Source organism: Parabacteroides sp. AF14-59 (assembly GCF_003479515.1).
Classification (GTDB): domain Bacteria; phylum Bacteroidota; class Bacteroidia; order Bacteroidales; family Tannerellaceae; genus Parabacteroides; species Parabacteroides faecis.
In genome coordinates, this window is sequence record NZ_QUHH01000001.1 from 488,357 (window position 1) to 500,069 (window position 11,713).

The following is an 11,713-nucleotide window of genomic DNA, read 5'->3' on the forward strand; positions in this document are numbered from 1 at the left end:
ATAAATTATTCTTTTACGTCTACTTTCAGGCACAGCTCATCCAATTGCGAATCGTCGATAACCGACGGAGCATCGAGCATGACATCGCGACCGGAGTTGTTCTTCGGGAAGGCGATGCAATCGCGAATCGAATCGAGACCGGCAAACAAAGACACCCAACGGTCGAGACCATAAGCCAGACCTCCGTGAGGGGGTGCACCATATTTGAAAGCATTCATCAGGAAGCCGAACTGAGACTGTGCTCTCTCTTCGGTGAATCCCAGCAACTGGAACATCTTATCCTGCAATTTGCTGTCATGGATACGGATAGAACCTCCACCCACTTCAACACCATTGATAACCATATCGTAAGCATTGGCACGTACAGCACCTGTATCACTATCCAACAGCGGAATATCCTCGGGCTTCGGAGAAGTAAACGGGTGGTGCATCGCATAAAAACGCTGATCTTCTTCACTCCACTCAAACAACGGAAAGTCTACAACCCACAGGCAGGCAAACTTATTCTTGTCGCGCAATCCTAACTGGCTTGCCACTTCAAGACGTAATTCGCAAAGTTGTTTGCGTGTCTTCATTGCATTATCACCGGAAAGGATCAGGATCAGATCGCCCGGTTTTGCACCGAAGGCATCTTTCATCTGCTGCAACGTTTCCTGTGTATAGAATTTGTCTACACTCGATTTTACGTTACCGTCGGCTTCCACACGGGCATAAACCATGCCCTTTGCTCCCACCTGCGGACGTTTTACAAACTCGGTCAGCGCATCCAATTGCTTACGTGTATAAGTTGCTGCCCCTTCGGCGCAGATACCGCCGATATAAGCTGCATCGTCGAATACCGAGAAACCATGACCTTTCATGATATCCATCAGTTCGACAAACTTCATACCGAAACGCAAATCGGGTTTATCGCTTCCGTAATATTTCATTGCATCGTGCCAGGTCATACGCTGGAACGGTTCTTTAATCTCAACACCACGAATTACGTTGAACAGATGTTTCGCCATTCCTTCGAAGATATTCAAGACATCTTCCTGCTCAACGAAACTCATTTCACAGTCGATCTGTGTAAATTCCGGCTGACGGTCGGCACGCAGGTCTTCGTCACGGAAACATTTAACGATCTGGAAATAACGGTCGAAACCAGACACCATCAGCAACTGTTTCAAGGTCTGCGGAGACTGTGGCAATGCATAGAACTGTCCCGGATTCATACGTGAAGGAACCACAAAATCGCGTGCACCTTCGGGAGTAGAATTTACCAGAACCGGAGTTTCCACTTCAAGGAATCCCTGTTTATCCAGATAGTTACGAACTTCAAAAGCCATGCGGTGACGCAATTCGAGATTCTTGCGAACAGCATTACGACGCAAATCCAGATAACGGTATTTCATACGCAGGTCATCGCCTCCGTCCGTTTCGTCTTCAATCGTGAAAGGAGGAGTAACAGCCGCATTCAATATATTCATTTCCGAAACGATCAACTCGATATCTCCTGTCGGGATATTTTTATTCTTGCTGGAGCGTTCTCTAACCGTACCTGTTACCTGAATAACATATTCACGTCCCAGTTTATTTGCCTTTTCGCAAAGATCTGCATCCACTTCCTGATTGAATACCAACTGGGTTATACCATAACGGTCGCGGAGATCGACAAATGTCATACCGCCCATCTTACGAGTTCTCTGCACCCATCCGGCTAAAGTAACCACCAGACCTTCGTCTGCCAGGCGCAAGTTTCCACATGTTCTTGTTCTATACATCTTAAATAAGATTTATTTGTTTTAATTCCATGAATCAAAAGTACACATACAATGCATCTGTAAAATACTATTGTACTCTACGCGCAGCCGGTTTGCAAAGATAATACTATATTCATTAACTGTAATAATTTCATTGAAATTAAAAGAAAAACAGGACAACCGGACCAAAGATACTTACGATTATTTAATGCAAAACAACTGTCATACTATCATAACACACACCTTATCTATTAATATTCAGCACTACGACAGCATGATAGTTAAGATGATACGGATCAATACAACTATCATACTATCATAAATACACCTGGATTTTATCACGTAGTATATTGTTTATTTTCAATAACATAACGACTTATTTCCATTGAGACCCGGGTCTGTCAACCCTTTACACCCGGGTCTCGGCACCGTTCAAACCCGGGTGTAAAAAGCATTCAAATGAGGGTCTCGGAGAAATAATCCGCTTACTCTTCGCAAAAAATCCTATTACATCACTAAAAAAAGATACCTGTTTAATATAAAACAACCCACCGGCTACACTTTCAGGTACCTTATTTTTTTGATAAACGGGTAGATATGACAGTTAAATGAGGATTATGATAGTTGCCATGATAGTTATTTCAAGCAACTATCATAGATATATGCATTGACTTTCAATCCACACAAAAGAAAAATGAGAGTATGATAGTTTATTTTCAAAAAACTAATCAGGGAAAGAGAACTTCCGGATAAGATATATTATAGAGATTTAAAAATAAAAAAGAGAACCAACTAAACCGTTGATTCTCTTTCTCTGTCGGGGTACCAGGATTCGAACCTGGGACCCCCTGCTCCCAAAGCAGGTGCGCTAACCGGACTGCGCTACACCCCGTTTTACAACCCCTTTATTGTTGATTGCGGTGCAAAGGTAAGCATTTATTTTTATCTTCCAAATATTTCGTGTTCTTTTTTAATTGATTATTTTCGCATCTGTTTATTTACATGATTTAAAGGAAAGGAGGAAAAAGCAGCAGAAAGAAGAAGAATCGAACATGAACATATTGCAAACCAATATGTTATAATATAAACGTATCAACATTGAAAACAGTATGATAATTGCCTATACACGAACATATTCAAACAAGCAACAAAGTGACAATCAAAAAAATGCGATTGAACAGTTTGCCGCGAACAATAACATAATTATCGACAAATGGCATAAAGATACCCGTACAACCTCCTCACGACACAAGAACAGGCTTGAAGATATAATCAAGAATATGAACGCTGGCGACACACTGATTGTAGCCGATGTTACGCGCCTGAGCCGAAGGTTGATGGAAATTATGCATTTGATCTTATTATGTATTGAGAAAAAAGTAACCCTTCATTGTCTTAAGGAAGGCTATACTTTTGAAAATAATGTCGACAGCAAAACATTAGCATTTACTTTTGGGCTCGTTTCGGAAATAGAAAGTAAACTAATCTCGACCCGAACAAAAGAATCGTTAGAGATAACCAGAAGCCGGGGTAAAGTACTCGGGCGGCCGAAAGGAACACCCAAAATGGATCACCTGCTCTCACAAAAAGAACAGATCGAAAAAGAACTCAACGAAGATAATGCGACTTATGCCGAACTGGCCGAATTTTACCAGGTATCGCTGAGTAGCTTTAAAAAGTTTGTCAGAGACAATATTTCACCTTCACTTCCCGGACGAAAAAGAAGAGGAAGAAAACAGGCAGAATAGAGACCATATATTAAGGGGAATTGAAACAAATCGACAGGCTTATGTTTTCAATTCCCCTTTTTTTTATTTGTCAGTTTTTATTTCTCTATCCTGATGCGGGCATCTACCGCAAACAATCCCCGGTCGGTTGCTACCAGCGGATTAATATCCATTTCTTTTATCTCGGATGCAAAACGGAGCAAAGTGGAAAGGCGGACGATGATATCAGCATATTGTTGTTCATCGATACCTTTTTGACCACGCGTTCCCTTAATAATCGGATAACCGCGCAAAGAGCGGATCATGGAATAGGTTTCATCATATGATAACGGAGACAGGCCATAAGAGACATCTTTCAATACTTCGACAAAAATTCCTCCCAGTCCACACAGGATGACATGGCCGAAACCTTCCTCATATTTAGCCCCCAGGAACAACTCCTGCCCTTTCAGCATGGGCTGCACCATAACGGCCGTCACATCCGGCAAACGCATCATACGTTCAAACTCGAACAACAGATGTTCTTCGCTACGAATATTCAGGGCTACTCCTCCAATATCACTTTTATGTACAGGACCTACGACTTTGGCAACTACGGGGAATTTTACCCGTTTGGCAAAAGCGATCAACTCGTCTTTGTCGGTCGATGTAAATTCATCCACAAGCGGAATATTGGCAGCACCCAGTAAAGTACGAACCTGCTCGGGAGCCAAATATCCGTTTGAAGGAAGCTGGTCGATGATGCGGCGTACCTCAGGCACATTAACCCCATACAGTTGTATATCGGTACTCATCGGCTTCGGCGTATTGATCACACGTGAAAGGGCTGTTCCCAGCGTCACTTCATCAGAGAAATTCACATGGCCTTTTTTAACAAAACTGCGAACCTCCGGTCCGGCTGTCACAATAGAGGGGAGCACCGGGAAGATCGGTTTTTTACATTCTTCCATCTTCTTATGAAGCACTTCATAAGCGTCATACAATTTCACCAGTCCCGGACTTCCGAAGATGACCATCATCAGGTCGATTTCTTCAAAATGATTTTCGCAATAATCGATCGCGGTAGCCAGATGTTCCGGTGTTCCCGTTCCGATAATATCGATCGGGTTGCCCACTGCAGCCCCCGGATATAATTTAGATTTCAGTTCGGTAGCAACAGGCCCTTCCAGGTTCGGAACATTCAGACGGCCTTTGGAAAGCGCATCGGCCAACATAACCGCCGGACCTCCGGCATGTGTGATGATAGCACAGTTCTTTCCTTTTACATCCTTCAGGGTAAAGATACTGGCAACAGTCGTCAGTTCTTCACGGCTAAAACAACGTACGATGCCCGCCTTACGGAACAAAGCCTCAACTGCCGAATCAGAGCTGGCAATCGCACCGGTATGCGAAGAGGCCGCACGTTTGCCGGACTCTGTACTTCCTGCCTTGATCGCTGCAATATGGCATCCTTTACGAATCAATGAAGAAGCATGATAAAGCAGTTTATCGGGATTCTTGATCTGCTCGATATACAGCATTTTTATTTTTGAGTCGAGTACAGGATCAAAATGACGGTCCATATATTCGATCACCTCCTCCACTCCGATCTGTTTGGAGTTGCCGACAGACCAGACAGACGAGAAGCGCAAGCCTTTAGTCAACGCCGATTCGATAATGAAAAGCGCCGTACCGCCTGAACTGGAGATAAAATCCACTCCGTCCGGATGAAATTCGGGTATAGGTTGCGTAAATACGCCATGGAAATTCATATTCATCAGCCCGATACAGTTCGGACCGATCATGGATGCTCCCGCTTCATTCACACTTTCGAGCATCTGATTTTCCAGAATGGCTCCTTCGTGAGTCTCCTCTCCGAATCCGGCAGAGACTACAATAAAGGCTTTTACATTCTTCTGTTTTGCCAATACATCGACAGCTTCAGGACATGAAGGACCGGGAATTGATATAATAGCCATTTCCGTATCCGGTATATCGTGTACGGAATGATACGATTTCAGACCTTGCACGTCGTCTTCCTTGGCATTCACGACATACAACTCTCCTTTATATTTACCATCGAGGAGGTTTCGTACCAAACGCCCACCCGGCTTGTGTACATTATTTGAGCCGCCTACAACGACTATGCTCTTCGGGTCGATTAATTCTCGGTTAATCATAACATTTTGATTATTTAATTCAATGAGCCGGAACAAATATAGCTTTTTTCATCTATTTATTCATCGGATTCCGGGTTATTTATTTACATTTTGCACATTCCAGACACAACCAGTCACACCAGGCATCCATACCGTCGCCTTTCATAGCCGATACTTCAAAAACTGCTAAATGGTGATTCACCTTTAAAGCATTATTTTTCAATGTCTCTATATCTGTATTGAGATAGGGTGCAAGGTCTGTCTTGTTGATCACACAGACATCTGCTTCTGCAAAGATATGCGGGTATTTCAAAGGTTTGTCATCCCCTTCGGTCGTACTTACAATAACCACTTTCTTCGCTTCACCGAGATCGAACATGGCAGGGCAAACCAGATTGCCGACATTCTCAATAAACAAGATCGAACCGTTTGCCGGAGAAAGATGTTTCACCGCATGATTTACCATATCAGCCTCCAGATGGCAGCCTGTTCCGGTATTTACCTGGAAAACTGGGATATTCAGAGCGGCAATACGATCTGCATCATTGGAGGTCTGCTGGTCACCTTCGATAACATACAACGGAAGTTTACCATTCAAACGGCGGACGGTCTCTTCCAACAATGTCGTCTTTCCGGAACCGGGCGAGCTCATCAGGTTCAGGCAGAATATTTCTTTTGCTTCAAAATAACCTCGGTTACGTTCTGCCAGCAGATTGTTTCGCTGGAGAATATCCTGTTCGAGTGTTATTACCTTATCCTCATCATGGTGGTGATGATGATGTTCATGGCCATGATCATGATGATGGTCGTGATGGTCATGTTCGTGATGATGGTGTTCTCCACACCCGCAAGTTCCACACATAAGCGTTTTGTATTTATTATTTAATAACAATCGATTTCACACGAAGTTCTTTTCCTTTAATGATTTTAACACAATAAGAACCGCATGCCGGACAAGGCGTGAATAAAGCCTCCATTGGAAAGAGCTGTCCGCAATCCATACAGGTTCCCTCACCGTCAATAATATGACGAACGATCGAAGCATGTTCGAGCATGGAACCTTTCACCGCACTTTCAAGGGCGAAGTCAAGCGTATGTAATTCCACACCGGCCAGACGCCCGATTTCCAGTTCCAGTTCTTCGACTGCTTCCGAATGACGGCTGCGCGCCTGCTCTTCCGCCAGTTCGACTATACTTTGAGCAATAGACATTTCATGCATAATCAGTACTATTTTTCCGGGAAGCAGCAATGGCCAGCTGACCGACTGCGACTCCCCCATCATTACAAGGTATACGGCCCGGGACATACAATGAAATATCCTCATCCGCAAATAAGCGTTGCAACTGTTCCGTCAACCGTTTGTTTTGAAAACAGCCGCCGGAGATAACCACCCGGGTCGCCCCGGTCTGCTGCAGATAACGTTTAGCTTCTGCCAGCAGAAGAAACGCTATTGCATTATGGAATTTTGCCGCTATATCAGCGACAGAGACTCCGGAAGCCAGATCGTTCAGCAATCCTTCAAACATAGGGCGGAAAGAGACAACCCCTTCTTTTATTATAACCGGATACTGCGCCGACTGTTCACTTCCTGCCGCTTGTTCCAACCGCACGGGAGCCTCAGCCTGATGCGTCGACACGTCACAAAGCCCAAGCAAAGAGGCGACAGCGTCAAATAACCGGCCGGCACCCGATGTATAAGGCGTATTGATACCCTTTTCCATCATGGTTACCAGCAACCGGATCTTATCTGCACCTATCCGTTCAGTAAACCCTTCCGGAAAACGGGCGGCATCTCCCCAGTAATGCCATAAATAAGCAACGGCCATCCGCCAGGGTTCTACAGCTGCTTTATCACCACCGGGCAAAGGGACATATTCGAAATGTGACAGGCGGTGATACACCTTCCGGTCACAGAGGAAAAACTCGCCTCCCCACACTTTCCCGTCATCCCCCAGACCGGTCCCATCCAAGACGACAGCAACGACTTTTTCATGTAAGCCATATTCCAGCATACAAGCCGCAGCATGGGCATGATGGTGCTGTACTTTCAGCAACGGCAAGCCGGAACATGCAGCTACACGCTCCGCCTCCCGGGATGATAAATAATCAGGATGCATGTCACATACAAGCACAGAGGGGGTAAAGCGAAAAAGATGCCGGAAACGTTCCAGCGATTCTGTATAAAAACTGAATGTTTCCCAGTTCTTCAAATCACCGATATATTGGCTTTGCAAAACCGTATCCCCTTTCCCCAAAGCAAATGTGTTTACCTTTTCCGCACCAAAAGCCCATATTCCTTCTACCGGAATATCTGCAAAGAAAGGCTCCGGCACATAACCCCGCGAACGACGGATCAGACAAGGCTGGTCACCGCAAACCTGAAGAACCGAGTCGTCCACCCGGTTATGAATATCCCTGTTGTGATGAAGTAACAGGGCGACTTTACCGGATAGTTGTTCCTCTGCCTCAGCAGGCGTTATGGCAATCGGCCGATCACTCAGGTTTCCACTGGTCATCACCAAAGCCGGAGTGTCGAGGACAGCAAACCAATCGTAATGCAGGGGCATATAAGGCAGCATGCAGCCTAACGTTTGCATATCAGGGTTTATATCGGCAGCAAGCCTTCTCTTTTGTTTCAGCAATACGATCGGACGCCGCCAGGAAAGCAGGCAATCTTCTTCGACCGGATTTACTTCTACATATTGTTTCAACTGTTCCATATCACGGAACATAACGGCAAAAGGTTTACCGTCACGCTGTTTTATCATCCGTAAACGGGTTACGGCCCGGTCGTTCAGGGCATCACATATCAAATGGTAACCACCGATACCTTTTGCTGCGATCACTTCTCCTTCACTAAGCAGGCGAACGGACAGATCGAGCAACTCATTATAGTCTTCCGTCTCTACATTATTATATATAGCATAATAAAAAGGCCCGCAATGATTACAGGCCACAGGTTGTGCATGAAAACGGCGGTCGCTGACTGTCGTATATTCCTTCCGGCAATCCGGACACATGGCAAAGGCAGACATCGTTGTCTGCTGCCGGTCGTAAGGAAGATCACGAATGATGGAAAAACGCGGACCGCAATGCGTACAGTTAATAAAAGGGTACCGCAGACGATGCGGTTGTATCTTTCTGTCGCGAAGACATTCGGGACAAACGGCAATATCAGGTGCTACCTGTGTTACTTCTTCCGAATCGGAACGGCTTGGAATAATGGTAAAACCGGCCTGTCCGATATCTTCATGCTCCGTTTCCGAGATTTGTATGCTATGGATAAAAGCTACCGGAGGATGCTCTTCTCTGATCCGGGAAATAAACGTCTCCTGTTGCTCCGGTGTCAGAACAGCATGAATGCAAACACCGTTATTCCGGTTGTCTACTTCCCCTCTTATCCCCATCTCGTTTGCAATACGATAGATAAACGGACGAAAGCCAACCCCTTGCACCAATCCACGGATTATCAATTTCGATATCTTCACCCTTCCTTGTTTTACGATCCGAACAAATATAGAAGGTTTAACCAGAATAAACAAACCATACCCTCGACAAAGCTGATAATTTTTATTTATCACTTAATAGATAATATGTATCATTTAACACATCTTTTCCCGAACATATTGGCTACTTTTGGAGTTGTTAATAAAAAACAAATAAGCTTATGTGTCTTGCTGTTCCTGGTAAAATAATAAGTATAGACCGGTCTGTGCCCGACCTGGCAATGGCTAAGGTCGATTTCAGCGGCGTCACGAAGGATATTTGTATCCAATGGGTGGATGCGGCGGAAGGCGATTATATACTGGCGCATGCCGGGATGGCAATCTCTGTCGTCAATGCCCGGGAAGCTGAAGAGACGCTGGAAGACCTCAAAAAACTGGAGCGTATATGAAATACGTTGACGAATATCGCAACAACGAGCAGGTGCAGGCGCTTGTCCGGGCCATCCGTAAGGCGACAACCCAGACGTGGCATATCATGGAAATATGCGGCGGACAGACGCATGCCATCGCCCGTTACCGTTTGGAAGAGATGTTGCCGGAACAGGTCCGCCTGCTTCATGGCCCCGGTTGTCCGGTCTGTGTCACGCCGGTTACTCTGATAGACCAGGCTCTGGAATTAGCCAAACGCCCCGATGTCATACTGGCTTCGTTCGGAGACATGATGCGTGTACCGGGAACCCGTGAAGATCTGTTGCAGGTAAAAGCACACGGAGCAGATGTTCGTATGCTTTACTCACCACTCGATGCGGTCAGGCTGGCGGAGACTAATCCGGGAAAGGAAGTCGTTTTCTTCGCTATAGGCTTTGAAACGACAGCGCCGGTACATATGATGGCATTGAAGGAAGCGCAACGGAAGAAATTATCCAACTTCTCTTTACTGACTTCGCTATTCACCGTTCCGCCCGCAATAGATGCGATCCTTTCCGATCCGGAAAGTAAAGTAGACGGATTCCTGACAGCCGGTCATGTTTGTGCTATCACCGGAAATTCAGCCTATCATCAATTAGCAGAAAAATATAAGACACCGATGGTTGTCACCGGTTTTGAGCCGGTCGACCTACTGCTGGGGGTTTACCGTTGCCTGCTGCAACTGGAGAACGGAAGCTATTTTGTTGAAAATGCTTACCGCCGTGCCGTGCCGGAAGAGGGTAATCCGGCTGCTCGCGCATTGATGGACGAGACACTTGAACCATGCGATCAGGAATGGCGCGGAATCGGCGTAATTCCCGGTAGCGGTTTACAATTGAAGAAAACGTATGCAATCTATTCCTCCCGGGAGAAATTTCCATTCCTTCCGAGAGAAACTGAAATTTCATCCGAATGTATTGCCGGAAACATCATGAGGGGCGTGAGCCAACCATCCGACTGTCCTTTCTTCGGAAAAGCCTGTTCGCCGGAACGCCCGATGGGAGCACCGATGGTTTCTTCGGAAGGGGTTTGCGCGGCATACTATAAATATAGTTGACAGTTGACAAGTGACAGTTGACAGGTTTCAGACGCGAAGCCTAAACTGTCACTTGCCAACTGTCAACTATCAACTATAAAGATATGAAGAACGAAGATTTTAATTGTCCGGTTCCATTTAATGACTCCGACTGTGTATTAATGGCACATGGCGGAGGCGGACGGATGACACATCGGTTGATAAGCGATATTTTCTATCCGGCATTCCGCAATCCGTTACTGGAACAGGATCATGACGGTTGCGTGTTCCCCGTTCAGGAAGGACGTATGGCCTACTCGACCGACTCATTTGTTGTCGATCCGATATTCTTTCCCGGCGGCGATATCGGCGACCTGGCAGTGAACGGTACGGTAAACGATCTGGCATGTTGCGGTGCCCGGCCACTTTACCTGACAGCCGGGTTCATACTGGAAGAAGGTTTGCCATTATCCGACCTGCAACGCATCGTCCGCTCCATGCGGAAAGCTGCCGATAAAGCCGGAGTACAGATCGTTGCCGGCGATACCAAAGTGGTGGAACGCGGCAAATGCGACAAACTGTTCATCAATACCAGCGGTATCGGAGTCGTGCCGGAAGGCATCCGTATCGCTCCCGACCGTGTACGACCCGGAGATGTCGTCATCTGTAGCGGTCCGATCGGAGCGCACGGCATCACGATCCTTTCCGCCCGCGAAAGCCTCGGTTTTGAAACAAATCTGAAAAGTGATACAGTTTCGTTAAACAATATGCTTTCTCAGTTGTTAAAAAATATAGAGGAAGTACATGTGCTTCGTGACCCGACACGCGGCGGAGTAAGCGGAACACTGAACGAGATAGCGAAAGCAGCCCGTGTTGAAATTGTTTTGGATGAAGCATCCCTCCCCATCCCCGATGCCGTGAAAGGTGCTTCTGAAATACTGGGACTCGACCCGCTTTATATTGCCAACGAAGGATTGGTGCTGGTTATCCTGCCGGAAACCCGGTCACAAGAGGCTCTCGCTGTGATGAAAAGCTTTCCGGAAGGAAAGAATGCAACGGTCATCGGCCGTATAACCGGAGAGGATAATGCAATCGTAAAAATGAAAACACCGTACGGCAACTACCGGATCGTCGATATGCTGAGCGGTGAACAGCTACCACGTATTTGCTGAAAAG

9 protein-coding genes and 1 tRNA gene are annotated in these 11,713 nt (G+C 46.0%); 4 read left to right on the forward strand and 6 right to left on the reverse strand.

The genetic code is table 11. The features are described 5' to 3' along the window. Positions 1–5: 5 nt before the first annotated feature. Entirely contained in the window at positions 6–1,763 is a 1,758-nt protein-coding gene (gene aspS, locus DWW23_RS01915) for an aspartate--tRNA ligase (protein WP_122351586.1), read from the reverse strand. Positions 1,764–2,559: 796 nt separating this feature from the next. Next, positions 2,560–2,634: transfer RNA gene (locus tag DWW23_RS01920), tRNA-Pro, on the reverse strand. Between the two features lie 217 nt (positions 2,635–2,851). Between DWW23_RS01920 and DWW23_RS01925 the strand changes: the two genes are divergently transcribed. Further along, complete coding sequence (locus tag DWW23_RS01925; RefSeq protein ID WP_122351587.1) at positions 2,852–3,490, forward strand: recombinase family protein; 639 nt, start codon at positions 2,852–2,854, stop codon at positions 3,488–3,490. A 77-nt stretch (positions 3,491–3,567) separates the two neighbouring features. Here DWW23_RS01925 and DWW23_RS01930 read toward each other — a convergent pair whose 3' ends face one another. The 4 genes from DWW23_RS01930 to hypF all read right to left on the reverse strand — a co-directional run bounded on the left by DWW23_RS01930 (position 3,568) and on the right by hypF (position 9,096). Next, on the reverse strand, positions 3,568–5,628 hold the full coding sequence (locus DWW23_RS01930) for an acetate--CoA ligase family protein (protein ID WP_122351588.1): 2,061 nt from the start codon (positions 5,626–5,628) through the stop codon (positions 3,568–3,570). Positions 5,629–5,707: 79 nt separating this feature from the next. Beyond that, the gene (gene hypB, locus DWW23_RS01935; RefSeq protein ID WP_122351589.1) at positions 5,708–6,469 is read right to left on the reverse strand and encodes a hydrogenase nickel incorporation protein HypB; all 762 of its coding nucleotides are present in this window, start codon (positions 6,467–6,469) and stop codon (positions 5,708–5,710) included. A gap of 16 nt (positions 6,470–6,485) precedes the next feature. Beyond that, entirely contained in the window at positions 6,486–6,827 is a 342-nt protein-coding gene (locus DWW23_RS01940) for a hydrogenase maturation nickel metallochaperone HypA (RefSeq protein WP_122351590.1), read from the reverse strand. Further along, positions 6,820–9,096: a carbamoyltransferase HypF gene (gene hypF, locus DWW23_RS01945; protein ID WP_122351680.1), complete on the reverse strand. Its 2,277-nt coding sequence runs from the start codon at positions 9,094–9,096 to the stop codon at positions 6,820–6,822. Before hypF ends, DWW23_RS01940 begins: the two co-directional genes overlap by 8 nt. Positions 9,097–9,275: 179 nt before the next feature. Here hypF and DWW23_RS01950 point away from each other — a divergent pair, with 179 nt between their 5' ends. The 3 genes from DWW23_RS01950 (at position 9,276) to hypE (ending at position 11,709) form a co-directional block, all read left to right on the forward strand. Further along, positions 9,276–9,503 (forward strand): HypC/HybG/HupF family hydrogenase formation chaperone, encoded by a 228-nt coding sequence (locus DWW23_RS01950; protein ID WP_122351591.1) that lies wholly within the window; start codon positions 9,276–9,278, stop codon positions 9,501–9,503. Then, positions 9,500–10,579, forward strand: a complete 1,080-nt coding sequence (gene hypD / locus DWW23_RS01955) for a hydrogenase formation protein HypD (protein ID WP_122351592.1) — start codon at positions 9,500–9,502, stop codon at positions 10,577–10,579. Before DWW23_RS01950 ends, hypD begins: the two co-directional genes overlap by 4 nt. An 83-nt stretch (positions 10,580–10,662) precedes the next feature. Next, a complete protein-coding gene (gene hypE, locus DWW23_RS01960) occupies positions 10,663–11,709 on the forward strand; it encodes a hydrogenase expression/formation protein HypE (RefSeq protein WP_122351593.1) in 1,047 nt (348 codons plus the stop codon). Positions 11,710–11,713: the final 4 nt, after the last annotated feature.

Excerpts from the sequence above, each read along its gene's own strand:
- aspS (WP_122351586.1), bottom strand. The coding sequence starts at position 1,763 with ATGTATAGAACAAGAACATGTGGAAACTTGCGCCTGGCAGACGAAGGT.
- DWW23_RS01925 (WP_122351587.1), top strand. The coding sequence starts at position 2,852 with ATGATAATTGCCTATACACGAACATATTCAAACAAGCAACAAAGTGAC.
- DWW23_RS01930 (WP_122351588.1), bottom strand. The coding sequence starts at position 5,628 with ATGATTAACCGAGAATTAATCGACCCGAAGAGCATAGTCGTTGTAGGC.
- hypB (WP_122351589.1), bottom strand. The coding sequence starts at position 6,469 with ATGTGTGGAACTTGCGGGTGTGGAGAACACCATCATCACGAACATGAC.
- DWW23_RS01940 (WP_122351590.1), bottom strand. The coding sequence starts at position 6,827 with ATGCATGAAATGTCTATTGCTCAAAGTATAGTCGAACTGGCGGAAGAG.
- DWW23_RS01950 (WP_122351591.1), top strand. The coding sequence starts at position 9,276 with ATGTGTCTTGCTGTTCCTGGTAAAATAATAAGTATAGACCGGTCTGTG.
- hypD (WP_122351592.1), top strand. The coding sequence starts at position 9,500 with ATGAAATACGTTGACGAATATCGCAACAACGAGCAGGTGCAGGCGCTT.
- hypE (WP_122351593.1), top strand. The coding sequence starts at position 10,663 with ATGAAGAACGAAGATTTTAATTGTCCGGTTCCATTTAATGACTCCGAC.